At 63.5% G+C, this 26,473-nt stretch carries 22 protein-coding genes and 1 pseudogene; 14 read left to right on the forward strand and 9 right to left on the reverse strand.

The window, feature by feature from the left end; translation table 11 throughout:
* Positions 1 to 154: 154 nt before the first annotated feature.
* Positions 155 to 487 (forward strand): BON domain-containing protein, encoded by a 333-nt coding sequence (locus ACEN9F_RS10055; RefSeq protein ID WP_413419883.1) that lies wholly within the window; start codon positions 155 to 157, stop codon positions 485 to 487.
* A gap of 83 nt (positions 488 to 570) precedes the next feature.
* On the opposite strand, the gene ACEN9F_RS10060 is transcribed toward ACEN9F_RS10055, so the two are convergent.
* A complete protein-coding gene (locus tag ACEN9F_RS10060) occupies positions 571 to 1,893 on the reverse strand; it encodes a homoserine dehydrogenase (RefSeq protein ID WP_413419884.1) in 1,323 nt (440 codons plus the stop codon).
* 21 nt (positions 1,894 to 1,914) lie between these two features.
* A complete protein-coding gene (locus ACEN9F_RS10065; RefSeq protein ID WP_413419885.1) occupies positions 1,915 to 3,147 on the reverse strand; it encodes a pyridoxal phosphate-dependent aminotransferase in 1,233 nt (410 codons plus the stop codon).
* A gap of 216 nt (positions 3,148 to 3,363) precedes the next feature.
* Between ACEN9F_RS10065 and ACEN9F_RS10070 the strand changes: the two genes are divergently transcribed.
* From ACEN9F_RS10070 to ACEN9F_RS10115, 10 genes are all read left to right on the forward strand, one after another.
* Positions 3,364 to 3,756, forward strand: coding sequence for an Mth938-like domain-containing protein (locus ACEN9F_RS10070; protein WP_413419886.1), 393 nt, complete (start codon positions 3,364 to 3,366; stop codon positions 3,754 to 3,756).
* The gene (locus tag ACEN9F_RS10075) at positions 3,756 to 5,417 is read left to right on the forward strand and encodes a glycosyltransferase family 39 protein (protein WP_413419887.1); all 1,662 of its coding nucleotides are present in this window, start codon (positions 3,756 to 3,758) and stop codon (positions 5,415 to 5,417) included. Before ACEN9F_RS10070 ends, ACEN9F_RS10075 begins: the two co-directional genes overlap by 1 nt.
* A gap of 15 nt (positions 5,418 to 5,432) precedes the next feature.
* Positions 5,433 to 5,804, forward strand: a complete 372-nt coding sequence (locus ACEN9F_RS10080; RefSeq protein WP_413419888.1) for an SMR family transporter — start codon at positions 5,433 to 5,435, stop codon at positions 5,802 to 5,804.
* Positions 5,805 to 5,866: 62 nt separating this feature from the next.
* A complete protein-coding gene (locus tag ACEN9F_RS10085; RefSeq protein ID WP_413419889.1) occupies positions 5,867 to 7,006 on the forward strand; it encodes a DegT/DnrJ/EryC1/StrS family aminotransferase in 1,140 nt (379 codons plus the stop codon).
* The gene (locus ACEN9F_RS10090) at positions 7,003 to 8,022 is read left to right on the forward strand and encodes a glycosyltransferase (protein WP_413419890.1); all 1,020 of its coding nucleotides are present in this window, start codon (positions 7,003 to 7,005) and stop codon (positions 8,020 to 8,022) included. Before ACEN9F_RS10085 ends, ACEN9F_RS10090 begins: the two co-directional genes overlap by 4 nt.
* Complete coding sequence (locus ACEN9F_RS10095; RefSeq protein ID WP_413419891.1) at positions 8,015 to 8,977, forward strand: formyltransferase; 963 nt, start codon at positions 8,015 to 8,017, stop codon at positions 8,975 to 8,977. The genes ACEN9F_RS10090 and ACEN9F_RS10095 overlap by 8 nt, the downstream gene beginning before the upstream one ends.
* 22 nt (positions 8,978 to 8,999) lie before the next feature.
* Positions 9,000 to 10,052 (forward strand): bifunctional UDP-4-keto-pentose/UDP-xylose synthase, encoded by a 1,053-nt coding sequence (locus ACEN9F_RS10100; RefSeq protein WP_413419892.1) that lies wholly within the window; start codon positions 9,000 to 9,002, stop codon positions 10,050 to 10,052.
* A gap of 33 nt (positions 10,053 to 10,085) precedes the next feature.
* A complete protein-coding gene (locus ACEN9F_RS10105) occupies positions 10,086 to 11,030 on the forward strand; it encodes a xylanase (protein ID WP_413427023.1) in 945 nt (314 codons plus the stop codon).
* A 24-nt stretch (positions 11,031 to 11,054) separates the two neighbouring features.
* The gene (locus ACEN9F_RS10110; RefSeq protein WP_413419893.1) at positions 11,055 to 11,519 is read left to right on the forward strand and encodes a peroxiredoxin; all 465 of its coding nucleotides are present in this window, start codon (positions 11,055 to 11,057) and stop codon (positions 11,517 to 11,519) included.
* 267 nt (positions 11,520 to 11,786) lie between these two features.
* The gene (locus ACEN9F_RS10115) at positions 11,787 to 13,625 is read left to right on the forward strand and encodes a PhoH family protein (protein WP_413419894.1); all 1,839 of its coding nucleotides are present in this window, start codon (positions 11,787 to 11,789) and stop codon (positions 13,623 to 13,625) included.
* A 63-nt stretch (positions 13,626 to 13,688) separates the two neighbouring features.
* On the opposite strand, the pseudogene ACEN9F_RS10120 reads toward ACEN9F_RS10115, so the two are convergent.
* Positions 13,689 to 13,778 (reverse strand): annotated as a pseudogene (locus tag ACEN9F_RS10120) (PEPxxWA-CTERM sorting domain-containing protein); the annotation flags it as partial.
* A gap of 675 nt (positions 13,779 to 14,453) precedes the next feature.
* Between ACEN9F_RS10120 and ACEN9F_RS10125 the strand changes: the two are divergent.
* Complete coding sequence (locus ACEN9F_RS10125) at positions 14,454 to 14,738, forward strand: type II toxin-antitoxin system HicB family antitoxin (RefSeq protein WP_413419895.1); 285 nt, start codon at positions 14,454 to 14,456, stop codon at positions 14,736 to 14,738.
* On the opposite strand, the gene ACEN9F_RS10130 is transcribed toward ACEN9F_RS10125, so the two are convergent.
* Together ACEN9F_RS10130 and ACEN9F_RS10135 are read right to left on the reverse strand one after the other, a co-directional pair.
* Entirely contained in the window at positions 14,695 to 15,990 is a 1,296-nt protein-coding gene (locus ACEN9F_RS10130; protein WP_413419896.1) for a PepSY-associated TM helix domain-containing protein, read from the reverse strand. The genes ACEN9F_RS10125 and ACEN9F_RS10130 overlap by 44 nt on opposite strands.
* Positions 15,991 to 16,059: 69 nt before the next feature.
* Positions 16,060 to 18,255: a TonB-dependent siderophore receptor gene (locus ACEN9F_RS10135; RefSeq protein WP_413419897.1), complete on the reverse strand. Its 2,196-nt coding sequence runs from the start codon at positions 18,253 to 18,255 to the stop codon at positions 16,060 to 16,062.
* Positions 18,256 to 18,681: 426 nt separating this feature from the next.
* On the opposite strand from ACEN9F_RS10135, the gene ACEN9F_RS10140 reads away from it, so the two are divergent.
* Positions 18,682 to 19,038: a helix-turn-helix domain-containing protein gene (locus ACEN9F_RS10140; protein ID WP_413419898.1), complete on the forward strand. Its 357-nt coding sequence runs from the start codon at positions 18,682 to 18,684 to the stop codon at positions 19,036 to 19,038.
* A 27-nt stretch (positions 19,039 to 19,065) separates the two neighbouring features.
* On the forward strand, positions 19,066 to 19,266 hold the full coding sequence (locus ACEN9F_RS10145; protein WP_413419899.1) for a heavy-metal-associated domain-containing protein: 201 nt from the start codon (positions 19,066 to 19,068) through the stop codon (positions 19,264 to 19,266).
* Here ACEN9F_RS10145 and ACEN9F_RS10150 read toward each other — a convergent pair whose 3' ends face one another.
* Genes ACEN9F_RS10150 through ACEN9F_RS10165 form a run of 4 tightly spaced genes read right to left on the reverse strand, consistent with a single transcriptional unit; the run spans position 19,267 to position 26,472 of the window.
* Entirely contained in the window at positions 19,267 to 19,989 is a 723-nt protein-coding gene (locus ACEN9F_RS10150) for a glutathione S-transferase (RefSeq protein WP_413419900.1), read from the reverse strand.
* Positions 19,990 to 20,028: 39 nt separating this feature from the next.
* Positions 20,029 to 22,086: a TonB-dependent receptor gene (locus tag ACEN9F_RS10155; RefSeq protein WP_413419901.1), complete on the reverse strand. Its 2,058-nt coding sequence runs from the start codon at positions 22,084 to 22,086 to the stop codon at positions 20,029 to 20,031.
* The gene (locus ACEN9F_RS10160; RefSeq protein WP_413419902.1) at positions 22,083 to 26,144 is read right to left on the reverse strand and encodes a cobaltochelatase subunit CobN; all 4,062 of its coding nucleotides are present in this window, start codon (positions 26,142 to 26,144) and stop codon (positions 22,083 to 22,085) included. The genes ACEN9F_RS10155 and ACEN9F_RS10160 overlap by 4 nt, the downstream gene beginning before the upstream one ends.
* Positions 26,131 to 26,472 (reverse strand): DUF2149 domain-containing protein, encoded by a 342-nt coding sequence (locus ACEN9F_RS10165; RefSeq protein WP_413419903.1) that lies wholly within the window; start codon positions 26,470 to 26,472, stop codon positions 26,131 to 26,133. The genes ACEN9F_RS10160 and ACEN9F_RS10165 overlap by 14 nt, the downstream gene beginning before the upstream one ends.
* Position 26,473: the final 1 nt, after the last annotated feature.

The following is a 26,473-nucleotide window of genomic DNA, read 5'->3' on the forward strand; positions in this document are numbered from 1 at the left end:
TGGCCGGAAATGCCACGATGATGTGGTTTCCCATTAGAAAAACACGATCAAGCCATTGAATACAAAGGGATTATCAGAGCTGGCACGGGGTTTGCAAAGGATAGGGTAACGTCACCGACGTTCTCACCTCAAACTTGAAAAAAGGAAGCAAATCATGATGACTACCAAACTGATCGCCCGCCTGATGGTTGCCGCTACCCTGACCGCCGCTGCCGCTACCGGTAGCGCTTTCGCTGCTGGTCAGCAAGAAGGTGCTATGGCCGGCGCCGCCAAAACCGGCACCGCCACCAACGATGAGGCCATCACCAGCAAAATCAAAGCCTCGCTGGCAGATCAAAAACAAATCGGCGTGACCACCACCGACGGCGTGGTCGTGCTGAGCGGCTCGGTGGCCAGCACCGATGTCGGCACCAAGGCTATCCAGGTGGCATCGGCCGTGCCAGGCGTGAAGGAAGTGAAGAGCGAGCTGACCGTCGCTTCGAAGTAATCCGCCAGTACCTTAGCCCTTAGCAAAATACCCTTTACCGGACAGCGTGCGTAGACGCTGTCCGGTTTTTTTACGTCCGCAGATCAGCTCAAGTTTTCCAGGCGGATCTTGGTGACGCTGCCGCCCACGGTCGGCAGGGCTTCCATCTTGGCGATGGCGGCGATGACGTTCTTTTCCTGCGTCTGGTGCGTCAGGAAGATGATGTCGGTACGGGTTTCGCCGTCCGCCGGTTCCTTCTGCAACATGGCGTCGATCGAGATCGTCGCGTCCGCCAGGATGCGGGTCAGGTCGGCCAGCACGCCCGGCTGGTCGCTGACGTTCATGCGCAGGTAGTAGCTGGTGGTGATTTCCGACATCGGCAGGATCTCGATGTCGGTCATCGCGTTCGGCTGGAACGCCAGGTGCGGCACGCGGTGCTCGGGATCGGCCGTGGCCAGGCGGGTGATGTCGACCAGGTCGGCGATCACGGCCGAGGCGGTCGGCTCGGCGCCCGCGCCCTTGCCGTAGTACAGCGTGGCGCCGACGGCGTCGCCATGCACCAGCACGGCGTTCATCGCGCCTTCGACGTTGGCGATCAGGCGCTTGGCCGGGATCAGCGTCGGATGCACGCGCAGTTCCACGCCTTCCACGCCGTTGACCTTGGCGCGCTTGGCGATGCCCAGCAGCTTGATGCGGTAGCCCAGTTGTTCGGCGTAGCGGATGTCGATGGCGTTCAGCCTGGAGATGCCCTCGACGTGGGCCTTGTCGAACTGCACCGGGATGCCGAAGGCGATCGCCGACATGATGGTGGCCTTGTGCGCCGCGTCCACGCCTTCGATGTCGAAGGTCGGGTCGGCTTCCGCGTAGCCCAGCTCCTGCGCCTGCTTCAGCACGGTGGCGAAGTCCAGGCCCTTGTCGCGCATTTCGGACAGGATGAAGTTGGTGGTGCCGTTGATGATGCCGGCCAGCCACTCGATGCGGTTGGCGGTCAAGCCTTCGCGCAGCGCCTTGATGATCGGGATGCCGCCGGCCACGGCCGCTTCAAACGCGACCATGACGCCCTTGGCTTGCGCCGCGGCGAAAATCTCGTTGCCGTGCACGGCCAGCAGCGCCTTGTTGGCGGTGACCACATGCTTGCCGTTGCCGATGGCTTGCAGCACCAGTTCCCTGGCTTGCTCGTAGCCGCCGATCAGCTCGACGACGATATCGATGTCCGGATCGTTGACGATGTCGAACGGGCTGGAGACCACCTTGACCTTGCCGCCGGTGCGCGTCCGGGCGCGCTCCAGGTTGCGGGCCGAGACGGCCACCACTTCGATGCCGCGGCCGGCGCGGCGGCGGATTTCTTCCTGGTTGCGTTCCAGTACGTCAAACGTACCACCGCCGACATTGCCGACGCCTAACAAGCCTACTTTGATGGGTTTCATATTTTCGTTTCTTAATCTGGGTTAGAAGCTGGCGCCGTGGCGCTTGCGGTAGCCTTCCATGAACTTGGCGATGCGGCCAAAGGCTTCCGTCATGTCGTCCGAGTTCGGCAGGAACACGACGCGGAAGTGATCCGGCGCGATCCAGTTGAAGCCGCTGCCCTGGACGATCAGCACTTTCGTTTCCGCCAGCAGCTCGTAGGCAAACTGCTGGTCATCCACGATCGGATAGATCTTCGGATCGAGACGCGGGAACATGTAGAGCGCCGCTTTCGGCTTGACACAAGTGACGCCCGGAATGTCGGTCAGCAGCTTGTAGGCCAGGTCGCGTTGCTTCAACAGGCGCCCGCCCGGCCCCACCAGGTCTTGTATGGACTGGTAGCCGCCGAGCGCAGTCTGGATCGCAAACTGCCCCGGTGCGTTGGCGCACAAGCGCATCGAGGCCAGCATGTTGAGGCCCTCGATGTAGTCTTTTGCGTGGTTTTTTTCGCCCGACACCACCATCCAGCCGGAACGGTAGCCGCAGGCGCGGTAGTTCTTCGACAGGCCGTTGAAGGTCACGAACAGCACGTCGTCCGCCAGCGAGGCGATCGACACGTGCTCGGCTTCGTCGTACAGCACCTTGTCGTAGATTTCGTCGGCGTAGATGATCAGCTCGTGCTGGCGCGCCAGTTCGATGATCTGCAGCAGCAGCTCGACCGGGTACAGCGCGCCGGTCGGATTGTTCGGGTTGATGACCACGATGGCGCGCGTGTTCGCGTTGATCTTGCGGCGCATGTCCTCGATGTCCGGGTACCACTCCTGCTGCTCGTCGCAGACGTAGTGCACCGGCGTGCCGCCCGACAGCGACACCGCCGCGGTCCACAGCGGATAGTCGGGCGCCGGCACCAGCACTTCGTCGCCGGTGTTGAGCAGCGCGTTCATCGACATGACGATCAGCTCGGACGCGCCGTTGCCCAGGTAGACATCCTCGATGGTGACGCCGGGAATGTTCTTGCTCTGCGTGTAATGCACCACGGCCTTGCGCGGCGCGAACATGCCCTTGGAATCGGTGTAGCCGGCCGCGTTGGACAGGTTGATCTTCATATCCTGGACGATCTCGTCCGGCGGATCGAAGCCGAACACGGCCAAGTTGCCGATATTCAACTTCGTGATCTTATGGCCTTCTTCCTCCATCTGCCGGGCCTTTTCCGGCACCGGGCCGCGGATTTCGTAGCAGACTTCCGCCAGTTTGTTCGATTTTTGAATCGGTCGCAAAATAAAATCCTGTCTTGGTGAGGCAAACCGCTGTGACCTGCCAAAAACCCGGCGTTGGCCCTTGCTGCAGTGCGAAAAGAACCATTCTGCCGAAAGCCTCCCATTTAATCAACCTTTGAGGCTGCGAAAGGGCTGGAGGCACCCGGAAAAACGCTACAATGACGCTACTTTACGGTTCAATACCGTTCCAATACCGTTCTTTCGCACCTTTACGCCATGAAGCTCCACGCAAGCGATACCAAAAAATACCAGACCGTCACCGGCTACGATGAAACCGGCGTTGAAATCAATGCCCAGCGCTACAACTACAGCCTGATCGTGTTGCCGGAAATCCCGCCGCGCGCCTGGGATGCCCCCACCTTCGAATCCATTACCGCAGAGCATTTCGACATCATCGGCGCCGACAGCCCGGACGTCGTCATCCTCGGCACCGGCGCCAGGCAGCGCTTCATCCACCCACGCCTGACCGCCGCGCTGACCATGCGCCGCATCGGCGTCGAATGCATGGACAGCCAGGCCGCCTGCCGCACCTACAACATCCTGATGGGCGAGGGCCGCAAGGTCACGCTGGCCCTGGTGATTGACGCCGGCGAGGGTAAAAGCGCCTGATGAACGACCTGTACAACTCGAAGAAAGTCGTCTGGTCGCTGCTGGCGGCGTTCACCATCGTCTGGCTGTACATGCTGGGCTTCCGCACGCTGGTCCCGCCCGACGAGGGCCGCTACGCCGAGATGGCGCGCGAGATGTTCGCCAGCGGCGACTGGATCACCACCCGCCTGAACGGCATCAAGTATTTTGAGAAACCGCCGCTGCAAACCTGGATGAACGCCGCCACCTACGCCGTGTTCGGACTGGGCGAGTGGCAGGCGCGCCTGTGGACCGGGCTGTGCGGCCTGGGCGGCGTGTTACTGACCGGCTATGCGGGCCGCCGCGTGTTCGGCGCCCGCGCCGGCTTCTACGCCGCGCTGGCGCTCGGCTCCAGCCTGTTCTGGGTGGCCTCCGGCCAGATCGATTCGCTCGACATGAGCCTGTCGGGCATGATGACCATCGCCCTGTGCGCCTTGCTGGTGGCCCAGCGCGACCGCGCCACGCCGGCCGAGAACCGCAACTGGATGCTTGTCTGCTGGGCCGGCATGGCGCTGGCGGTGCTGGCCAAGGGCTTGATCGGCCTGGTGCTGCCGGGCGCGGTGCTGGTGCTGTACTCGGCGCTGTCGCGCGACCTGGCGATCTGGAAACGGCTGCACCTGGGCAAGGGCCTGCTGCTGTTCTTCGCCGTCGCCACGCCGTGGTTCGTGCTGGTGGGGCTGCAGAATCCCGAGCAGCCGCATTTCTTCTTCGTGCACGAGCACTGGGAACGCTTCTTCCTGAAGACCCACCACCGCGAAGGCCCGTGGTACTACTTCTTCATCATGCTGGCCCCCGGCATCCTGCCGTGGCTGGGCGTGCTGCCGCAGGCGCTGTTCAACGCCGCCAGGCGCGAGCGCGTGGCCGCCTTCCAGCCCAAGCTGCTGCTGCTGATCTGGGCGGTGTTCATCTTCTGCTTCTTCAGCTACTCCAGCTCCAAGCTGCCGGGCTACATCCTGCCGATCTTCCCGGCGCTGGCCCTGCTGATCGGCAGCTACCTGGAAAACGCCTCGCGCCTGAACCGCACGATCGCCGCCGGCCTGCTGTTGCTGGTCGGCGTGGCCGGCCTGGCCGCCGTGCCGCATATGATCGAGATGTCGGTGCGCCATCCGAGCGAACGCGCGCTGCTGGAAGCCTACCAGCCGTGGGTGCTGGCGGCCGGCATCGTGGCCGCCGCCGGCGGCGCGCTGGCGCTGCTGCATGCGCGCCAGCTGCGCCGCGACTTGGGCGTGCTGACCCTGGCCATCGCCGGCTTCGCCGCCACCCAGCTGATCCTGGCCGGCTTCGAACCCTACGGCCAACTGCGCGCCGGCAAGGCGCTGGCGCTGAAGATGTTGCCGGAACTCAAGGCCGACACGCCGGTCTACTCGGTCCGCACCTACGAGCAGTCGATGACCTTCTACCTGCAGCGCACGGTGGTGCTGGTCGATTACTGGGACGAATTCACCTTCGGCCTGCGCCAGCAGCCCGAGCTCGCCATCCCGACGCTGGACGGTTTCGTCGCGCGCTGGAACGGCCACACGGCCGCCGGCGTGAAAGCCATGGCCATCCTCAGCGACGACGCCTACGCCGAGCTGAAAACCAGGGGCGTGGCGATGCGCGTGGTGGTGGAAGACAGCCGCCGCATCGTCATTACCAATCTGTAATGATTAAAAACATAAATGAATATCGCAACTTTTAGTTTCATTCTTTTCGGCGTGCTGCTCAACGCGGTCGCGCAATTGCTGCTCAAGGCCGGCGCCCGCAACATCGGCGAAATCCACTTGACGCTGCAGAATCTTTTTTCTGTCGGCATCAAGGTGGCAAGCCAGCTGCCTATCATTGGCGGGCTTACTTGCTATGTGCTATCGGTGGTGCTGTGGATTATCGCGCTGTCGCGGGTGGACGTCTCGATCGCCTACCCGATGTTGTCGCTGGGCTACGTCGTGACCGCGATCGGCGCCTGGTACCTGTTCGGCGAAGCGCTGTCGACCCAGCGCCTGCTGGCCATTTTCGTGATCCTGGTAGGCGTCGCCTGGCTGGCGCGCACCTGACGAACAATTTAGAATGCGGGCATCCGCTATCAATATATAAAAACCAGAGAGCAAATACCCTCATGACCGCAGCCCTGCCCTTTCTACCTTTCTCAAAACCAACAATAGACGAGGCCACGATTGCCGCCGTCAGCGAGGTCCTGCGTTCCGGCTGGATCACCAGCGGTCCGAAGGTACAGACGTTTGAAGCGCAGATGTCGGAATACTTCGGCGGCCGCCCGGTGCGCACCTTCAACTCCGGCACCTGCACCATGGAAATCGCGCTGCGCATCGCCGGCATCGGCCCCGGCGACGAAGTCATCACCACGCCCGTGTCGTGGGTGGCCACCGCCAACGTCATCATCGAAGTGGGCGCCACGCCGGTGTTCGCCGATATCGATCCGCTCACCCGCAACATCGACCTCGACAAGGTGGAAGCGGCGATCACGCCGCGCACCCGCGCCATCATTCCGGTCTACCTGTCCGGCCTGCCGGTCGACATGGACCGCCTGTACGCCATCGCCAAAAAACACAAGCTGCGCGTGATCGAGGATGCGGCGCAAGCCTTCGGTTCCGAGTGGAAGGGCCGGCGCATCGGCGCCTTCGGCGACTTCGTCTCGTTCAGCTTCCAGGCCAACAAGAACATCACCACCGGCGAAGGCGGCGCGCTGGTGCTGAACAATATGGAAGAGGCGCGCCTGGCGGAAAAATACCGCCTGCAGGGCGTGACCCGCAACGGCGTCGACGGCATCGATGTCGACCTGCTGGGCGGCAAATACAACATGAGCGACATCATGGCCGCCATCGGCCTGGGCCAGTTCGCCAACATCGCCGCCATCACCGCCCACCGCCGCGCGCTGGCGCGCCGCTACTACGAAGCCTTCGGCCCGGCGTTCGAAGCGCAGTCGGGCGCCCAGCTGCCGCTGCAGGCGTTTGACAGCAGCAATTACCACCTGTTCCAGATCATCCTGCCGGACAACGGCCCGACCACCCGCGCCGACTTCATGCGCGCGATGCAGGAGCGCTTCAACATCGGCACCGGCTACCATTACGCGCCGATCCATCTGTTCACCATGTACCGCGCGCGCGGCTTCAAGGAGGGCATGTTCCCGGTCTCGGAGAAGATCGGCCGCCTGACCGTGACCCTGCCGATGTTCTACGCCATGACCACCGCCGATGTGGACCGCGCCGTCGCCGCCGTGAAAGCGATCCTGATCAAATGACCGCCTCCACGAAACCGGAAGTCTCGGTCGTCATTCCGATCTACAACGAGCAGGACGGCCTGGCCGCGCTGTTCGAGCGCCTGTACCCGGCGCTCGACAAGCTGGGCGCCAGCTACGAGATCGTGTTCGTCAACGACGGCAGCCGCGACAACTCGGTGGCGATCCTGGCCGAGCAGTTCCGCGCCCGTCCGGACGTCACGCGCGTGGTGCTGTTCAACGGCAACTATGGCCAGCACATGGCCATCCTGGCCGGCTTCGAGGCGTCGCGCGGCGACATCATGGTGACGCTGGACGCCGACCTGCAGAATCCGCCGGAAGAGATCGGCAACCTGGTGGCCAAGATACGCGAAGGCTATGACTACGTCGGCTCGATCCGCCGCAAGCGCCAGGACGCGGTGTGGCGCACCTACGCCTCCAAGGCCATGAACCACCTGCGCGAAAAAATCACCAACATCAAGATCACCGACCAGGGCAATATGCTGCGCGCCTACGGCCGCAACATCGTCGACCTGATGAACCAGTGCGGCGAGGTCAACACCTTCGTGCCGGCGCTGGCCTACCGCTTCGCGCGCAAGCCGACCGAGATCGTGGTCGAGCACGAGGAGCGCGCGGCCGGCGAGTCGAAATATTCGCTGTACAGCCTGATCCGCCTGAATTTCGACCTGGTCACCGGCTTCTCGCTGGTGCCGCTGCAATTCTTCTCGATGATGGGCATGCTGATGTCGGTGGCCTCGGCCGCGCTGGTCCTGCTGCTGCTGGTGCGCCGTTTCGCCATGGGGGCCGAGGCCGAAGGCGTGTTCACGCTGTTCGCGATCGCCTTCTTCTTCATGGGCGTGATCCTGTTCGGCATCGGTTTGCTGGGCGAATACATCGGCCGCATCTTCCAGCAAGTGCGCGCCCGTCCGCGCTACGTGGTGCAAACCATCCTGCAGCAACAGCAGGACCCGCAGCCCGGCCAGCAGACGGCGTCAGCGTCCGGCGTGGAAAAACGCGTGGTGGGCCGTGGCCATGAATGATTTCGACCAGCCCAGGCGCGCGGTCGTCTTCGCCTACCACAACGTCGGCGTACGCTGCCTGAAGGTCTTGCTGGCCGGCGGCGTCGACGTCGCGCTGGTGGTCACGCACGAGGACAGCGCCGGCGAAAACATCTGGTTCGAATCGGTGATCTCGCTGTGCCAGGCCGAGGGCATTCCCTACCTGACGCCGGCCGACGCCAGATCGCCGGCGCTGCTGGAACAGGTCAAGGCCGCCAAGCCGGACCTGATGTTCAGCTTTTACTACCGCCACATGCTGCCGGCCGAACTGCTGGCGGTGGCGCCGGCGTTCAATATGCACGGCTCGCTGCTGCCGGAATTCCGCGGCCGCGCGCCGGTCAACTGGGCGGTGCTGCACGGCGCGCCGGTCACCGGCGCCAGCCTGCACGAAATGACCGTCAAGCCGGACGCCGGCGCCATCGTCTCGCAGATGGAAGTGCCGATCCTGCCGGACGACACCGCCTTCGAGGTGTTCGGCAAGGTCACCGTGGCGGCCGAACAGGCGCTGTGGCGCATCCTGCCGTCGCTGCTGGACGGCAGCGCGCCGCGCCTGCACAACGACTTGCGCCGTGGCGGCTATTTCGGCGGACGCAAGCCGGAGGACGGCCGCATCGACTGGAGCCAGCCCGCCCAGCAAGTCTACAACCTGCACCGCGCGGTGGCGCCGCCCTATCCGGGCGCCTTCACCGACATCGGCGGTGTACGCTACGTGATTCAGCGCGCGCGCCTCAGCGGTACCGGCCATGGCAATTTCGGCAACGTTGTTTCCCTGGGTTTGCCTCCGGGATTGACCGTGGTGGATAATTGCATCTTTGGCGTTTGCGGTGATGGCCGCATGCTGACCATTTCCGCCTTGACGGCCGACGGCGAAGCCGTGACGGCCGAGCAGTTGCAAAGCCGCCTGGCCGCCGTCGCGACGGCCGCCGGCGGACAATGAACATTACCTGGATACACACAACATGAAAAAAGTACTCATCCTCGGCGTCAACGGCTTTATCGGCCATCACCTGTCGAAGCGCATCCTGGAAACCACGGACTGGCACGTTTACGGCATGGACATGAACACCGACCGTATCACCGATGTGCTGGAAAACGAGGCCTACAAATCGCGCATGCACTTCTTTGAAGGCGACATCACGATCAACAAGGAATGGGTCGAGTACCATGTCAAGAAGTGCGACGTGATCCTGCCGCTGGTCGCCATCGCGACGCCGTCGACCTACGTCAAGGCGCCGCTGCGCGTGTTCGAGCTGGACTTCGAGGCCAACCTGCCGATCGTGCGTTCGGCCGCCAAGTACGGCAAGCACCTGGTGTTCCCGTCGACCTCGGAAGTGTACGGCATGTGCCACGACGAGGAATTCGATCCCGAGAACTCCGAGCTGATCTGCGGCCCGATCAACAAGCCGCGCTGGATCTATTCCAACGCCAAGCAGCTGATGGACCGCGTGATCTGGGGCTACGGCATGGAAGGCTTGAACTTCACGCTGTTCCGTCCGTTCAACTGGATCGGCGCCGGCCTCGACTCGATCCACACGCCGAAGGAAGGCTCGTCGCGCGTGGTCACGCAATTCTTCGGCCACATCGTGCGCGGCGAGAACATCTCGCTGGTCGACGGCGGCAGCCAGAAGCGCGCCTTCACCGACATCGACGACGGCATCGACGCGCTGATGAAGATCATCGCCAACCAGGACGGCGCCGCCAGCGGCAAGATCTACAACATCGGCAACCCGGTCAACAACTACTCGATCCGCGAGCTGGCCGGCATGATGCTGGAGCTGGCCGACAAATACCCCGAGTACGCGACCGGCGCCAAGCAGGTCAAGATCGTCGAGACCACCTCGGGCGCCTACTACGGCACCGGCTACCAGGACGTGCAGAACCGCGTGCCGAAGATCACCAACACCTGCGAAGAGCTGGGCTGGAAACCGAGCACCAGCATGGCCGACGCGCTGAAGAAGATCTTCGACGCCTACCGTGGCCAGGTGGCCGCCGCCCAAGCCCTGATGGACTGAGACTTGACCGCAAACCACCCCACCCCGCCGCTGATGGTGTTGAAGATCGATGTCGACACCTATCGCGGCACCCGCGAGGGCGTACTGAACCTGGTACGCATGCTCGAGGCGCGCCAGGCCGGCGCCACTTTCCTGTTTTCGCTGGGGCCGGACCACACCGGCTGGGCGCTGCGCCGCGCGCTGCGCCCGGGTTTCTTCAGCAAGGTGTCGCGCACCTCGGTGGTCGAGCACTACGGCATCAAGACGCTGATGTACGGCACCCTGCTGCCGGGGCCGGACATCGGCAAGGACTGCGCCGCTGAAATGCGCGTGGTGCGCGACGCCGGCTTCGAGTGCGGCATCCACACCTGGGACCACGTGCTGTGGCAGGACAATGTCGCCAACCGCGACGGCGCCTGGTCCACCGGCATGATGCGCAAGGCCGCGGCCCGCTACAGCCAGGTGTTCGGCACGGCGCCGCGCACCCACGGCGCGGCCGGCTGGCAGATGAACAACGCCGCCTTCGCCGAGCACGACGCCGCCGGCTACGCCTACGCCTCGGACGGCCGTTGCGTGCTCAACGAAAACGGCACGCTGGCCAATCCGGCCGACGGCCCGCACCGCCTGGCCGACGGCGACCAGGTGCTCCGGCATATCCAGCTGCCGACCACCCTCCCCACTTTGGACGAATTGCTGGGGCGCGAGATCGATGGCACCATCATCACGACCGGCAACATCGCCGCCTTCCTGCTCAAGCTGACCGAGGGTGCCGCGCGCGATCACGTTTATACTTTGCATGCGGAGCTTGAAGGCCAGAAACTTGCCCCCATATTCGAGCAGTTATTGGCGGGATGGCAATCCCAAGGTTACCAACTGGCGTCGATGGCCGACTACCATCAGAAGATCCAACACCTTGCCATGCCCGTTTGCCCCATCACCTGGGGCGAATTGCCAGGACGTTCGGGCCAACTGATCGTACAGGGAGCCGCCCGTTCTTAATGCATACCGTTCAGGAGAGAGCCTGTGGCTGATAGCCAATCCGTAGTAAGCGACTTCGCAGCCCCGATGACCAGCGGCCTGACCTTCCAGCTGGCGGGCCGTCCTGCGCGGCATACCGTGCTGTTCTTCTACCCGAAGGACAATACTCCCGGCTGCACCACCGAAAACATGGCTTTCCGCGACCTGCACGCGCAATTCCAGGCCGCCGGCGCCGAAATCTATGGCATCAGCCGCGATTCGCTGCGCTCGCACGAAAGCTTCAAGGCCAAGCTCGGCCTGCCGTTCGAACTGATTTCCGACCCCGACGAAGCCGTTTGCCTGCAGTTCGGCGTCATGAAGATGAAGCAAATGTACGGCAAGACCGTGCGCGGCATCGAACGCAGCACGTTTGTGATTGACGCTCATGGTCAATTGGTGAAAGAATGGAGAGGCGTGAAAGTAGCGGGTCACGTCGATGAAGTGCTGGAATTTGTAGCGCGCCAGGCTTAGTATTCGCGTTGCGGCTTCCAGAAGTTGCTCAACCGTAGCAGAACCATGCATACCAGCCCTTGAGTCATCACTGTAACTCTTCCCACCCTACATGGTGGCCAGCCGGCCACCACGCGGTACTTTCTCCGGGCCAGATGAGCGCCCGTCGGCAGTCTTATAACCTGTTTTACCCAGCATCCACCCCATCCGGTCCCAACGTCGCCGTGTTACGGCGGCGCGCTGCGCCTATGGGCGGATTCCTCCAGATATTTTTTGATTGAGATCCTGATGCCACTGCCAAAATTACCTAGTAAGCCAGCGACTTTACTTCTGGCGAAAGACTATCCAAAAGCGACAGGGCCGCGCCCGGTTCCCGCCATGGCGGCGGTAGCCGAGATTGCGCCCGCGCCGAAGAAAGCGGCGCCTGTCAAAGCAGTCCCAGTTTCCAAAGCAAAACCAGCAGCACCAGCAGCACCCAAGGCCCCGGTCAAGTCCAAGGCCGTGGCCGCCGTATTGAAAGCCGCGCCGGCCGTACTGAAGGCGGCCTCCGCCGGCGTCATCGCCCCGGCGCCGGCGGCCAAGCCGGCCGCCAAGGCCAAGCAGGCGCCGTCCACGCGCGGCAAGGTCACGCCGATCAACGCCGAAGCGCCGCATCCGGCCAAGCACAAGCCGAACGAAGTGGCGATCAAGTCGTCCACCAGCCGCCACGCCGACCAGACCGGCACCACCAAGCTGTTCGTGCTCGACACCAACGTGCTGATGCACGATCCATCGTCGCTGTTCCGCTTTGAGGAACACGACGTCTACCTGCCGATGATGACGCTGGAAGAACTGGACAACCACAAGAAGGGCATGACCGAGGTGGCGCGCAATGCCCGCCAGGTGTCACGCACCCTCGACGCGCTGGTGTCCAACACCGACGACGACGCCATCGAGAACGGCATCCCGCTGTCCAAGCTGGGCAACAAGGATGCCAAGGGCCGCCTGTACTTCCAGACGCGCCTGCAAACGGCCGACCTGCCGGTCGGACTGCCGGTCGGCAAGGCCGACAACCAGATCCTGTCCGTGGTCCGCTCGCTGGAAGCGGAACAGGAAGGCCGCCCGGTGGTGCTGGTGTCGAAGGACATCAACATGCGCATCAAGGCGCGCGCGCTGGGCTTGCCGGCCGAGGACTACTTCAACGACCACGTGCTGGAAGATACCGACCTGCTGTACTCGGGCATCGTCCAGCTGCCGGACGACTTCTGGACCAAGCACGGCAAGGACCTGGAGAGCTGGCAGGAAAACAAGAACGGCCAGAGCGCCACGTTCTACCGCGTCACCGGCCCGTTCGTGCCGTCGCTGCTGGTCAACCAGTTCATCTTCCTGGAACCCAAGAATGGCGAAGCGCCGTTCTACGGCCAGGTCAAGCAGATCAACGGCAAGACCGCCGTGCTGCAGACGCTGCGCGACTTCAGCCACAACAAGAACAATGTGTGGGGTGTCACCGCCCGCAACCGCGAGCAGAACTTCGCCTTGAACTTGCTGATGAATCCGGAATGCGACTTCGTCACCCTGCTGGGCCAGGCCGGTACCGGCAAGACCCTGCTGGCGCTGGCGGCAGGCCTGGCGCAAGTGCTGGAGACCAAGCTCTACAACGAAATCATCGTCACCCGCGTGACGGTGCCGGTCGGTGAAGACATCGGTTTCCTGCCGGGCACCGAGGAAGAGAAGATGTCGCCATGGATGGGCGCCTTCGACGACAACCTGGAAGTGCTCAACAAGTCCGATTCGGACGGCGGCGAATGGGGCCGCGCGGCAACGCAGGACCTGATCCGCTCGCGCATCAAGATCAAGTCGCTCAACTTCATGCGCGGCCGCACCTTCGTCAACAAGTTCCTGATCATCGACGAAGCGCAGAACTTGACGCCGAAACAGGTCAAGACCTTGGTGACGCGCGCCGGTCCCGGCACCAAGATCCTGTGCCTGGGCAACATCGCGCAGATCGACACGCCTTACCTGACCGAAGGTTCGAGCGGCCTGACCTATGTGGTGGACCGCTTCAAGGGCTGGTCGCACAGCGGCCACGTGACGCTGGCGCGCGGCGAACGCTCGCGCCTGGCCGATCACGCCAGCGACGTGCTGTAGTAGAATAAACCCGTACCTGTTAGCCCCGCCCGCAGCAATGCCGGCGGGGCTTCTTTTTTGCGCTCAGGATGCGCGCCGCCGGCGCGCGACGGCGCCGATCATGCCCAGGCCGCCCAGCAGCATGGCCCAGGTGTCGGCCTCCGGCACCGCCGCCACCTCTTCCGACACCATGCGCACCGACAGGATGTCGGGTTCGCCATTGGGATGGCTGGCCTGGTACTCCTCGTCCCGCCCCTCGCCCGCCTCGCGGTGGCTGTCCTTGAGAATCTGGCCTGCGCTCAGCCACAGCGCGCGGGACTCGTCATAGTCCAGCATCCACCACATATCGGCGGAATCGACGGGGCCGGTCTCGCGCTTGTCGTAACGGGCCAACATGGCCTGGCCGTATGCCGAATTGGCAACAGCGGCTTCGACCACGTCGCGGTGCTTGTGCACGGTGTTTTGCACGCGGGCAGTAAGAAGGGATGCCGGCAAGGTGATGGTCTCGGCGCTGGCGCCGCCGGCGGCAAGCAGTGCCGCGGCCAGGACCGCCAGTTTGATGGATTTCATAGTGAGTCCCCGTATGGTTGGTTGAACGAAGCGTAAGCCGCTTAACCAGGTACGGGGATCGGGTACCTGCAGAGTGCCTTGCCAGGAAGACACCTGAATATACAATTTGGTATGTTTTCGATGTTATCCGAGGCAATGAATGATGTCAATCAAACCAAACGGAGAACAGAGGGGGAAACAGGCTCGACGACGAAAGTGCTTGAAACGCGCAGCGACCTGTATGACACTAGACATCCCAAGTCATTGATTGGACCAGCCTTTCGGACCCTGAGGTAAGACATGGACATCCCTATCCTTATCCGGAGGAAAGGCGCCACCAAATATGGCGTCACCGTGCCCGATATGCCCGGGTGCGTGACCACCGGCGAGACGGTGGACAAAGCCATGAGCAACGCCGCCAAGGCGATCTACGGCCACATCGGCCAGCTGGTGGAACAGGGCCGCGCCTTCGAAATCAAACCCTCCGAAGTGGAAACCCTGTCCCAGGAACCCGACTACGCCGGCGGCATCTGGGCGCTGGTCAGCCTCGACCTGTCGAAGCTCGACGATCCGCCGCAGGGCTAAGCTGCCGCGGTCTCCGCGCCACCGCCACCCGCGACGCGCGCTTGCGCCACCAGATGATCACGCCGGTCACGCTCAGCATCGCGACCACCACGCCCATGAACGAAATCAGTATGCGTCCCGGCAAGCCGAGGATGCGGCCCGAGTGCAAGGGGAATTGCGCCTGCACGAAGAGGTCGGCCGCCGTCCCCTTCCATGGCTGGCGGTCGCCGAGCAGGCGGCCATCCGCGCCATCGTAGTACAGCAGCGGCGGGCCGACGCCGCCGGCGCCGTGATCGTCGCCGGGCTTGTAGAAGCTGACGCCGTAGATGCCGAATTCCTGCGAATAAAACACGCTGCCCGCCGGCTCGGGCCATTGGCGCCGCGCCGCTTCGACGCTGGCGCGCTGGAGAATGTCGGCATAGGCCAGGCGCGGCGCGATCGGATGGTGCTTGTCGGCCATCGGCCGGGTGTCGAAAGGCGACGGCGTCACTTTGGAAATCTTCTGCATCACCGGATAGAAAATCTCGGTGTACAGGTTCAGCGAAAACGCGGTGAACGCCAGGATGAACAGCAGCATCCAGGTCCACAGACTGAAGGCGCGGTGCAGGTCGAAGTTGAGCTTGTTGCTGCCGCCGCTCCAGCGCACCTTCCACGCCGGCTGCCAGCGCCGCCACCAGGTCTTGCCGGCGGGAGCAGGCTGGTCGCCCGCGATATCGTCGGCCGGGCGCGCGGTATGGCGGCGGCGCACCGGCAGGGTCAGGTAGAAGCCGACGAAGCTGTCGACCACCCAGATCATCGCGATGACGCCCATCAGCCAGATGCCCCAGCGGTCGATGCCCCACAACTCCGGGATGTGCAGCGTGTAATGCAGGCGGTACAGGAAGGAGACCAGGGTTTCCTTGGTGATCGGCCACACCACGCCCCATTCCCGCTTGCCCAGTTCGGCGCCGCTGACGGGATCGACGAAGACCTGGTTGAATCCGGGTTCGACCAGCTTTTGCGTGGCGGGATCGACGCGGCCGCTGACGCCGAAGGCGATCGACTCGCCCTGCTCCACGTGCAGCGGCACAAAGGAGACGCGCACCTGCGGGTAGCGCGCTTCGATCTGCCGCGCCAGTGCCAGCGACGGCTGCGCGGCGCCGGCGCTATGCGCTTCCATCAGGTGCGGATTGAGCAGATCGTCCAGCTCGTGGTCCCACGAAATGATGGCACCGGTCACGCCGCTAATAAACAAAAAACCGGCGATGAGCAAGCCGGCGTAACGATGTATCACAGTCCAGAAAGCGCGCAAAATAACCTCATGCGTGTTGGGGACCGGAGCCCTCGGGCCCGGTCCCTGGTGTTAGAAGCGATACTTCAGCAACACGGAAGCGCTGCGTGGCGCCGCGTAGGTGATCGCGCCATAGGCGGCGAACATGCCGAAGTGTTTTTTATCCAGCGCATTGTTCAGGTTGAATTGCGCCGACAGGTTCTTGCTGATCTCGTAGCGCGCCATCAGGTTGACCAGGCTGTATGCTTCCTGTTCGATGCGGCCGCTGGTCGATGCCGGAGCGTTCGGGTCGATGGTGTAGGTACGGCCTTCCCAATTGACGCCGCCGCCGACCGTGAACTTGCTCAGTTCGCCCGGCAGATTGTAGGTCGTGTACAGGCGCAGCAGCTTGCGCGGGTACACGCTGTTGAATTCCGCACCGCTGGCGTCTTCCGCCTTGAAGCTGGTGTAGCCGGCGGTGGCGTTCCAGCCTTTGGCCAACTGGCCCGACATCTCGAACTCGATACCCTTGCTGGTGGCGCCCTTGGTGCCGACGTAGTAAGCCTCCGGCAAGCCGCCGCGATCGACCAGGCCGGCCGCTTGTCCCAGGTTGTCCTGCCTGATCTTGAACACGGCCGCCGATACGTTCAGGCGGCCGTCGAAGAACTCGCCCTTGACGCCGGTCTCCGCGCTCTTGCCGGTGATCGGGTCGAGGGTCGAGCCGGCTAAATTTTTCAGGTTCTGCGGCTGGAAGATCTCGGTATAGCTGGCGTAGGCCGACCAGCTATCGTTGAGGTCGTAAACCAGGCCGGCATACGGCGTCACTTCATGCTCGTTCTTGACCTCGTAGGCCGGCGTCCACAGGCCGTGGCCGGTCTTGGTGTAGTTGGTCACGCGGGCGCCGACGATCAGCTTGAGCGGATCGGTGATCGCGAAGCGCGCCACGCCGTACAAGGCTTCCTGCCTGGTGACGCTGCTTTCGTAGAAGGTCGCCGCGCCCCAGGTCGGAGTGGGATAGGCGGCGCCGTTCCAGTGGTTGAAGTCGCCGATGTCCGACGAGGCGCCGCCGAAATCGGCGGCGCGGCTGTCCGAGTTGAACTTCTGCTCGGAATGCTGGTAGCCGAAGGCGGCTTCATGCTTGCGGCCGAACAGCTGGAACGGGCCGCTGGCGTGTAGGCCGAAGTCGTCCTGTTTGGTATGCGTCACGTACGAACCGGCAAACGGGAACATGCCCAGGCCGGTCGCGCGGTCCGGCACGCCCGACACGTACAGCAGATAGGAGTCGGCCTTGCGGTCGCTGTGGGTAAAGCTGGCGCGCACCTTCCAGCCGTTGTCGAACTCGTGTTCGAGGTTGGCGAAGGCGTTGTAGTACTCGGTGCTCCAGCTGGTCCAGCCGGCGGACGAGGTCTTCGACACGTCCCAGTTGGTCAGCGAACCGTCGCTGTACCAGTAAGGCAGGCCGCCCCACATCGGCCCCTTGGGATCGGTTTCCTGGCGGGTGTAGCCGGCCGACAGCAGGGTCTTCGGCGTCAGGTCGGCTTCGACCGTCGCATAAATGGTCTTGCTCTTGTTTTCCACCAGATCGATCCAGCTGTCGCGCTGGTTGTACTCGCCGACCACGCGGGCGCGCACCGTGCCTTCCTTGTTGAGCGGGGTCGAGACATCGAGCTGGGTGCGGTAATCGTTCCAGCTGCCGATGGCCAGCTCGGCCGAACCGGTCAGCTCCTTGCTGGTGGCGCGCTTGCGCACCAGGTTGATCGCCGCCGAAGGATTGCCGGCGCCGGTCATCAGGCCGGTGGCGCCGCGCACCACTTCGACGCGGTCATACACCGCCAGCGTGCCCATGACTTCGCCGGAGCTCCACGCCTGGTCCCAGGTGGTCGGAATGCCGTCGATCTGCAGGTTGTCGATATCGAAGCCGCGCGCGGTGAAACCGGCGCGGTTGGTTTCGTATTGGTTGACCGAGACGCCGGTGACGTTGTTGACCACATCGGTCACCGTCACCAGGCCCTGGTCTTCGATGCGCTGCTGGGTCACGACCGAGATCGACTGCGGCGTATCGCGCAGCGACAGGCTCAGCGGCGTGGCGGTCTTGGCGCGGCCGGTGGTGTAGGAACCGGTGCCCTCGGTCGTATCGCCCATTTTCCAGCCGGAGACCTCGACCTGCGGCAGCACGGCCGTCGACTGTTCCGTCGCCTGGGCGTGAGCGACCAGCGGCATGGCGAGCGTGACCAATACCGTCAATCGATGCAATTGAAAACGCCCTTGAACGTGAGCCTGCTTATTCATCTATTCCCCAATTAGTAATGCAATTTACATGGAATGCGAATGATAACAATTCTCATTCATTTGTCAATAAAAACCGGGAAATAGTGCGATTTATGGAACTAAAAAGCGATTGATTTGTATCAGGGGCTAGTCGAATAACCACACTGGCCGTGCGCTGAGAGCTATCGTTGAGCTCAATTGACATCGTATTTCGGTGAGCGCAACATGAAAGCGACCCTACTTCGAAAGACGCGCCTTGTTTATTCGCAGAACGCTTTCGCAGAACTGGTTATTTGGATGCTTCCAACAGCCGCCACACATTCAATACACACCTACAAATATCGATTGGCCTATGTGGTAAATGGCCGATGTGTAATTCGGCGTATCGTTACCGATCAATCAGGCACTTGATTGCTGATTTTGAGGCAGATATTGAGAGGTGGAACAATGAAAACCGTGACCTTTGAAGTATGCCCACCAAGACAGGCGATGGCAAATTTCGCTCAATATCTGGCAGCGGGCATTTCTGATTCTTCCACCAGGATTGTGTTTTCCTCCCAAGAATTACTGTCGCAGGTCATTAGCGACACCCGATGGGCGATCTTGAAGCTGCTCTGCGGTGCTGGCGGCATGTCGGTTACGGCCATCGCGGAAGGACTAGATCGCGACATTGCAGAAGTTAAAACTGACATCAACGCGCTTTTAAATGCAGGCATTCTTGAGCGCCACGACGACGACCAAATCATCTTCCCCTACGACGAGATTTCCCTTGACCTTCCCGCGACGGGAAGGACTACAGTATGATCATCGAAACTTTTTGGGAGGTAGGCGATGTATCAGCTTCAAGTGGAAAACATGAGCTGCGGGCACTGCGTGGGTGCGGTGACCAAGGCGGTCCAGGCTATCGATGCGGCGGCGAAGGTCGAGATCGACCTGGCCACCAAGTCCGTCAAGATCGACAGCGCCAGCGCGCTGGCGCCGCTGAAGTCGGCCATCGCCGATGCAGGCTACCCTGTCACCAGCGCCGCCTGATCATTTCTCAAGCTCGGGATAGCGGCGGAAGATGCCGTCTTCATTGAACGGTATCCGCCGCTTCGACCGCACATACGCCGCGATATTCGGCCGCGCCGCCACCTTGTCGTGCAAGACGACCAGCCCCGGATACGACGGCTCCAGCCTGGCCATCGTTTTCGGGAAGGCGTAGCGCAAGCCTTCGATCAGCTGGAACAGCGACAGGTCGACATACGATAGCCGCGAGCCGACCGCCCAGCCGCCCCGCCCCGGATTGCGCTGCACCACGCCCTCGAAATAATCCAGGAACTTCGGAATGCGGTGCAGCCGGAAATCCTTGGCGCGCGCCTTGGCTTCCTTCTTCTGCTCTTCGTAGTATTTGTTGGTCGAGATGGGATGATGCGTCTCGTGCGCTTCGGCGACGATGTCGCAGATGGTCAGCTGCAGCTGGTTGGCCCACAGGCGCCCCTCTTCCGCGCGCGGCGCCAGCCCATGCCGCGCGCCGAGGAACAGCAGGATGTTGGCGGTCTGCCCGATCAGCATCCCGTCCGCCTGCAGCGACGGCGGCGCGAACGATGGATGATCGACCTTGTCGCCATCCAGGCTGGCCATCAGCGCCGGCATGCCCTGCTTCCGCCGCGCGATATCCACATACGGAATCGCCGCCTCCTCCAGCGCCAGCCGGACAAATTCGCCGCGGCCCTGCAGGCCGTCCCAGTAATAGAGTTGGTATGGTGTCGTCATACGCAAATGCTAGCACCGGGACGGCGCCGCCGGAGCACGTTAGAACGTGGCCTTCAAGGTGAGGCGGAAGCTGCGCGACTCGGCCGGGTGGTAGTGGAAGTCGTCCACGCCTTCAGCCGGCTCGCCCGGCAGGCGCGACGCATAGTAGTAGTCCACGTCGCTGGCCTTGCGGTCGAACAGGTTGAACACATCCAGCGACACCGCCCAGCTGCGATTGAGCTTGTACCCCACCCGCGCATACGCGATCGCCGTCGTGGCCGAGCGCTTGCTGTTATCCTCGATCAGCGGACGCGGACCGAAGTAGCGCATCTGGAATGCGCCGGACCACGGGCCGACGTCGATGACCGTCGCCCCGAACGAGGCCACCTTGCCGATCGCGCCGGGGATGTAGTCGCCCGCCTCGTCATGCTCGGTGTAGTGCGCGCGCGAGTAAGCCAGGTCCAGGTCGAACAGCAGCCAGTCGTTGGCGATATAGTGGTTGTTCCACTCGATGCCGGAACGATAGCTGCCGCGGCTGGCCGAGGTATCGCCGGCATCGCCGGAGAACACCAGCTCCGACGCGGAGCGCAGCTTCCACAAGGCCATCGAGCTTTGCAGGCCAGGCAGGAACTCGGTGCGCACGCCCAGTTCCGCGCCGCGCGTCTTGACCAGCGGCGTGACCGGATCGATAGGCTCCAGTTCACGCGGCGTCAGGTGCACGGTGGTGCCGCGCGCGTCGTTGCTGTGGAAGCCTTCGCCGTAGTTGAGGAAGAATTCGGTCTTGGCCCAGGGGCCCAGCACCATCGAGATCTTCGGCGACGTGGTGCCGGCGCTGACCTTGCCCGAATTCTCGGCGATGTTGCTGTCGACGTCGAAGCGATAGCGGTCGTAGCGCAGGCCGGCCGTGGTGCGCATCCACGACAGCCATTGCACGGTGTTCTCCAGGTACGCGCCGGCGCTGGCTTCCTTCACCGTGCCCTGCGTGATGACGCCGGTGATCTGCTGGTTCCTGGTCTTGTACAGCGCCAGCGGCGACAGGTAGTCGTAACGTCCTTGCACGCCGATCTTGTTGCTGACATCGAATCCGCCCCAGTGACTGAACCAGGTCTGGCCGACATCGAAGCCCGTCATGCGGCGCTTCTCGGTCTGGCGCGACTGGTCGCCATCGACCGGATCATCCAGGAAGTAAGTGAAGTTGTTGTACAGGTCCAGGCTCGATTGCACCACGTAGGCATTGGCCTGCAACAGCGTCTCGCTGGTGCGCTGGCGCAGCGACGCCGACAGGCTGTAGCGCGAAGTGCGGCCGCCGTCGCTCGGGTCGATCGCGCCGTAGGGATCCAGCTCGCCGCTTTGCACCGCGCGCAGCGGGATCTGGTTGCTGGCATACCAGCCGCCCTTGTAGGCCATGCCGGTGACGCTGAACTGGTTGTCGCTGCCGCCCTGCGTGTAACGCAGCACGCCTATGCTCTTGTGGAAGGCTTCCGGATTGGTCCAAGGGCCGTTGTTGTGGCCCAGCTCCGCGCCGTAGACCAGGTTGCCCGCGCCCAGCGGCGTCGAACCGGTCAGCACCGAGCGGATGTACTTGTTCTCGCCGATGCTGACGCTGGCGGTGTTTTCTTTCAGCTTGTTCGCCAATCCCATGTGCGCCGCGCCGGCCGAGGCGAAGTCGCCCTCGTCGGCGTAGTACGGACCCTTCTTGTAATTGATGCGGTCCACCAGTTCGGGGATCAGGAAGTTCAGATCGGTGTAGCCCTGGCCGTGCGCGTGCGTGCGCATATTGACCGGCATGCCGTCGACGAAGGTGGCGAAGTCGGTGCCGTGATCCAGGTTGAAGCCGCGCAGGAAGTACTGGTTGGCCTTGCCGTCGCCGCTGTGCTGCGTGACGATCACACCCGGCACAAACTCCAGCAGCTCGCCCGGGCGCAGCGCCGGACGGTTGGCGATCAGCGCCGCCGTCACCGAACCCTGGCTGGCGGCGCCTGAAGTGCCGACGCCGTTGTCGTAGTGCCCGCGCACTTCGACCGTGCCGAGCGTTTCGGCGACGTCGCCATCTTCGGCCGCGTAGGATGCCAGCGGCAATAAGGCTGCCAAGGCGGCGATGGATTTACTGCTGATCATAAAAAGCCCTTCAATTGACGGAGTTTGTTACGACGGCTGACATAGCCGACACCAACCAGCGCGGCGGCCAGCGCCAGCAGCGCCAGCGTGCCGACGGTCTTCTGCACCGGCGTGAGATTGGCAAGCGTCTGCATTTCAAAGCCGCTGACTTTCGCGTCCTGCGCGTCGGTCTTGGCTTGCGGCGCCGGCTCGGCCGGCTTGGCCTTGGCGCGCGGCGGTTGCGCGGGTGGCGGCTGCAGCTCCTGCGCCTTGTTCTGCAATGCCTGCAGTTCGGTGATCGCGTTCTGCATGGCCGCATCGGTGGCCTGCCGGCTCGGCGCCGGCGGAGCCGGTTGCGCGGACGGCGCGGCGCCGCCCGGACGGCTGGCGGCAGCGGCGCCGCGCACGATGGCCGCATTGCTGCCGACGTTGGGTACGAACTCCGCGTTGAACTGCGGCGCCACCTTCATCGTCGCCTTGCTGCACGAATCCGCGCTGCACGACACGCCTGCATCCTTGATCGCCTGCGCATTCTGCTGCGTCAGTTTGTTGCGCACCGCGTCGCTCGGCTTCCAGTAACCGCGTTCGATGGCGCTCAGCATGCGGTCGGTGATCGCCTGGAAGGCGCGCAGATTGCCGCTGCTGGCGAAGCGTTCGCGCACCTTCAGGCCGTGGCGGTCCTCCACATAGGTGTCGTACATGCGCTGCCACTTGGTGCTGTCCACTACTTCCGGCACGGTGACCTGCCAGGCCCACAGGTAGTCGACCACGCGGTTGATGTAGCGCGCGCCGGAATAGCCTTCCTTCAGCATGGTGTCGGCCCAGCGCGGGTTCAGGTAGCGCGACTGCATCTCCTGGCCCATGTACTGCTCCAGCGTCTTGTGGCCCGGCTTGCGCGGGTTGGACAAATCGCTGACCATGACCTCCGGCGTCTTGCCGTCCACGCTGCGGATCGCCATCGCGGTGCCGCCCAGGTACTGGAAGAAGTCGTCGTTATCCAGCGTCGCGAACAGGTTACTGGAGCGGCTGTGCAACGCGATCTGGCTGCCGGAGATGGCTTGCCTGAACAGCTCGCGGCGCTGGCCCGGATCGGCCTTGTCGTCGCCCCAATAGCCGGCGCCGAACGGATGGCTCATGCGGTTGATGAACACGTCCGCCACATCCTTCTCGTTCTGCCAGGCGTTGGTCAACGGGATCAGCTTCTCGATCTGCGTGCCGTAGGCGCCGCTCGGCAGGCCGAAGATGCGCACCGACGCCATGCGCTGCGCCTCGTCGGCCGCGATGCCGCGCGCGGCCAGCGCGGCGGCGGTCTTGCGGCTGTGGGCCTGCATCACGTTGCCGCCTTCGTCATCCTGCTTTTGCGCCAGCTGCGCGCCCTGGTCCATCAATGTCAGCAGATTGCCGAACAGGTCGCGGAACAGGCCCGACGAAATCAGCGTCACGTCCACGCGTGGGCGACCCAGCTGATTGCGCGTCAGCGCTTCCACGCCGGTCACGCGGCCGCGCTCATCCCAGGTCGGACGCACGCCCATCAGCGACATCGCCTGCGCTTCCATGATGCCTTCGTGGCGCGAGGTTTCGACGCCCCACAAGTTCATGCTGAGCTTTTCCGGATAGGCGCCGTGGCGCTTGCGGTAGTCGTCCACCAGCTGCTGCGCCAGTTTGGCGCCGGCTTCGTAGGTGGTCTTGCTCGGAATGCGCGACGGATCGAGGCCGAAGAAGTTGCGGCCGGTCGGCAGCGCATCGGGATTGCGCACCAGGTCCGCACTGGCGCCGCTCGGAATGTAGCGGCCTGCCAGCGCCTGCATCAGGCGCTCCAGTTCCAGCTCCGCGCTGCGTTCGATATCGCCTTCCAGCTGCACGATCCGCTTGGCCTTTTGCTCCGGTGTGGAGGTGCTATCCAGACTGACCACCGCACGCGCGGTGGCGTTGCGCTGCTCCGGCTTGGGCGCCACGCCGAAGGTGTGCAGGCCGAACGGCGTCAGCTTGCCGCCGGTGTCGTCCAGGTATTCCTCCAGCCCTTCCATGTCGGCTTCCGATTTGAGCTCGGTCTTCTTCATGTCCTTCAACACGCCGCTCTTGGCCGCCAGGCGGTTGATCGCCAGCAGATGGCTGCGCGCCAGCAGCGGGCTTTTCTGCTCCGCCACGCGATAGTCGTTCAGCAGCGCGCCCAGTTCGCGCAGGTCCGGGTTCAGGCCCGCCACGTCGAACGGTGGCGTCATGTGGTCGATGATGGTCGCCATGCCGCGGCGCTTGGCCTGTATGCCCTCGCCCACGTCGTCCATCACGTAGGGGTAGATGTTCGGCATGGCGCCGATCAGCGCTTCGGTCGGATCGCTTTCGGACAGGCCGGCCTCTTTACCGGTCAGCCATTCCTGCGTGCCGTGGGTGCCGATGTGCATGACGGCATTGGCGTGGAAGTCCTTTTGCAGCCATAGATAAAAAGCGATGTATTCATGCGACGGTGGCATGCTCACTTCATTGTGCAGCTTCTCCAGGTTCTGCTCCCACGCGCGGCCCGGCTGCGGCGCCATCAGCACGTTGCCGAAGCGGCGCGCGGGATAGACGAAGAAGGCCTCGCCCTTGGCGTTGCGCCACAGGACGGGTGCCTTCTCCGGCACGCCCCAGGATTTTTCGATCGACGCACGCAGAGGCTGCGGCAGCTTGGCAAACCACTGCTGGTAATCCGACAGCGGCACCAGCAGCGCCTGGCCGCTCTCGGCCAGATGCTTCAGACCCGCCATGTAGTCGCCTTTCGACTTGCCTGGATAGTTACCCCACTGCTGGATCTCGCCTTGCAGCTCGTCCTGCGTGGCCGGCAGCGCGTCGCCGGTGCGGTAGCCTTCCCGCTTCAGGCGCTGGACGATCTGCCACAGGCTCTCCGGCAGCACGTTCAGGTAGGCCGCGCCGATGGTCTCGGAACCGTGCGGATAATTAAAGTAGATCATGGCGATGTGCTTGTCGCCATTGGCCTTCTGGCGCAACGCCAGCCAGGCGGCCACCCGTTCGTTGAGGCGCTCGATGCGCTCGGCGATCGGCGTCTCCTCGACGTAGGCCAGGCCTGTCTGCGCGTCGCTGATGCGCTCGCGGCTGGCGACCACGGTCGGCTGGATCAGGCCCGCCACTTCGGCGCCGGCCAGCTGCCAGGTACGTTCGATGATATCGAGGCCGACCGGCGACTCCTGCCACTGGGCCAGCGTCTGCTGGCTCAGCGTGATGGCGTTGATGGCCGGGACGCCGATCTTGTCCAGGATGGCGCCGGTGTTGGCGGTGCCACCCACCTTCATGCCCAGCGCGACGATCAGGTCGACGCGGCTCTTACCGTTTTCGTCCAGCAGCAGGCGTAGCGGCGTCTCGTAGGGATAGCCGAACACCGGCAGCACGTTGTAGCCGCTCGCCTCCAGGCGCGCGACGATGGCCGCCAACGGCAGCGTTTGTCCCGCCACCAGGCTGGCGCGGTAAAACGGCACCGCGATCCACGGCGCGCCGGTCTTGTAGTGGGCGTAGCCTTGCAGGTATTCCTCGTAGGTGCCGACGGTGCGGTTGGCCGTCACGTCGTACAGGCCCACTTCCGGCATCGCATGCACGGGCGCGACGGCGATCTGCGAGCCGAAGCTGTTGCGCAGGATGTAGCGCAGCAGGTTGCCCATGTTCTCCACGCCGCCTTCGCGGTGGTAGGACTGAATGGTCTTGTCGTCGCGCACGGCCAGCTCGCGCAAGGCGTCGTCGATGGCGCCGCCGACCGCGAACACCGGCTTGCGCGCCTTCTGCAGCGTTTGCAGCTCGGTGGTCAGGCCCGTCATGGCCTGGCGGCCCTTGGCGTTGACGATCGCCACGTCGGCGGAGGCCAGCGCGCTGCGGTCGGCCGGCGTCATGCCGTTGGCGGGAATGATGCGCACGACGACGTTCAATTCCTTCAACTCGGCCTGCAGGCCGCGCACCGCCAGCACCGCCGGCCGCGACTCGACATCGCCCAGCATCAGCGCCAGCGTGCGCGGCGCCTGCGCCGAGTGGACGTAGCCGCCGATGCACAAGGAGGCCAGCAGCAGGGCCAGCGCATAGAACTTATTCCGGAACATAGACAACCTTCCCATCCGGCAGTTGATACGCGGTGCCCAGGCGCTTGCCCGAACCCGACAACGGTTTGTCGCTCACTTTGCTGACCTTGATCTCGGAGCCCTTCTTGGTCAGCACCTCGACGTGGCCGTCGGCGCTCTTCTTGGCGATGGTGACCTCCGAATTCGGATCCAGCAGGTCCATCATGTTCCAGGCCGAGAACAGCGCCAGCATCATGGCGACGATGAAAACGATGCTGGCGTCGAACAGGTTGGCGACGCCGGCCAGCGGATCTTCGCTATGCTCGCCGATGCGGCTGTAGCGGTGGCGGTTCAGGTAGCGCATCGTCATC

This window comes from Duganella sp. CT11-25 (assembly GCF_047302815.1).
In the GTDB taxonomy this organism is placed as follows: Bacteria; Pseudomonadota; Gammaproteobacteria; order Burkholderiales; family Burkholderiaceae_D; genus Rugamonas.

Bases quoted from the DNA above. Each gene is read 5' to 3' on its own strand.
- ACEN9F_RS10155 (WP_413419901.1), bottom strand. From the start codon at position 22,086: ATGATCAGCAGTAAATCCATCGCCGCCTTGGCAGCCTTATTGCCGCTG.
- ACEN9F_RS10085 (WP_413419889.1), top strand. From the start codon at position 5,867: ATGACCGCAGCCCTGCCCTTTCTACCTTTCTCAAAACCAACAATAGAC.
- ACEN9F_RS10095 (WP_413419891.1), top strand. From the start codon at position 8,015: ATGAATGATTTCGACCAGCCCAGGCGCGCGGTCGTCTTCGCCTACCAC.
- ACEN9F_RS10160 (WP_413419902.1), bottom strand. From the start codon at position 26,144: ATGTTCCGGAATAAGTTCTATGCGCTGGCCCTGCTGCTGGCCTCCTTG.
- ACEN9F_RS10080 (WP_413419888.1), top strand. From the start codon at position 5,433: ATGAATATCGCAACTTTTAGTTTCATTCTTTTCGGCGTGCTGCTCAAC.
- ACEN9F_RS10060 (WP_413419884.1), bottom strand. From the start codon at position 1,893: ATGAAACCCATCAAAGTAGGCTTGTTAGGCGTCGGCAATGTCGGCGGT.
- ACEN9F_RS10140 (WP_413419898.1), top strand. From the start codon at position 18,682: ATGAAAACCGTGACCTTTGAAGTATGCCCACCAAGACAGGCGATGGCA.
- ACEN9F_RS10090 (WP_413419890.1), top strand. From the start codon at position 7,003: ATGACCGCCTCCACGAAACCGGAAGTCTCGGTCGTCATTCCGATCTAC.
- ACEN9F_RS10075 (WP_413419887.1), top strand. From the start codon at position 3,756: ATGAACGACCTGTACAACTCGAAGAAAGTCGTCTGGTCGCTGCTGGCG.
- ACEN9F_RS10115 (WP_413419894.1), top strand. From the start codon at position 11,787: ATGCCACTGCCAAAATTACCTAGTAAGCCAGCGACTTTACTTCTGGCG.
- ACEN9F_RS10150 (WP_413419900.1), bottom strand. From the start codon at position 19,989: ATGACGACACCATACCAACTCTATTACTGGGACGGCCTGCAGGGCCGC.
- ACEN9F_RS10125 (WP_413419895.1), top strand. From the start codon at position 14,454: ATGGACATCCCTATCCTTATCCGGAGGAAAGGCGCCACCAAATATGGC.
- ACEN9F_RS10055 (WP_413419883.1), top strand. From the start codon at position 155: ATGATGACTACCAAACTGATCGCCCGCCTGATGGTTGCCGCTACCCTG.
- ACEN9F_RS10135 (WP_413419897.1), bottom strand. From the start codon at position 18,255: ATGAATAAGCAGGCTCACGTTCAAGGGCGTTTTCAATTGCATCGATTG.
- ACEN9F_RS10105 (WP_413427023.1), top strand. From the start codon at position 10,086: ATGGTGTTGAAGATCGATGTCGACACCTATCGCGGCACCCGCGAGGGC.
- ACEN9F_RS10100 (WP_413419892.1), top strand. From the start codon at position 9,000: ATGAAAAAAGTACTCATCCTCGGCGTCAACGGCTTTATCGGCCATCAC.
- ACEN9F_RS10165 (WP_413419903.1), bottom strand. From the start codon at position 26,472: ATGACGATGCGCTACCTGAACCGCCACCGCTACAGCCGCATCGGCGAG.
- ACEN9F_RS10070 (WP_413419886.1), top strand. From the start codon at position 3,364: ATGAAGCTCCACGCAAGCGATACCAAAAAATACCAGACCGTCACCGGC.
- ACEN9F_RS10145 (WP_413419899.1), top strand. From the start codon at position 19,066: ATGTATCAGCTTCAAGTGGAAAACATGAGCTGCGGGCACTGCGTGGGT.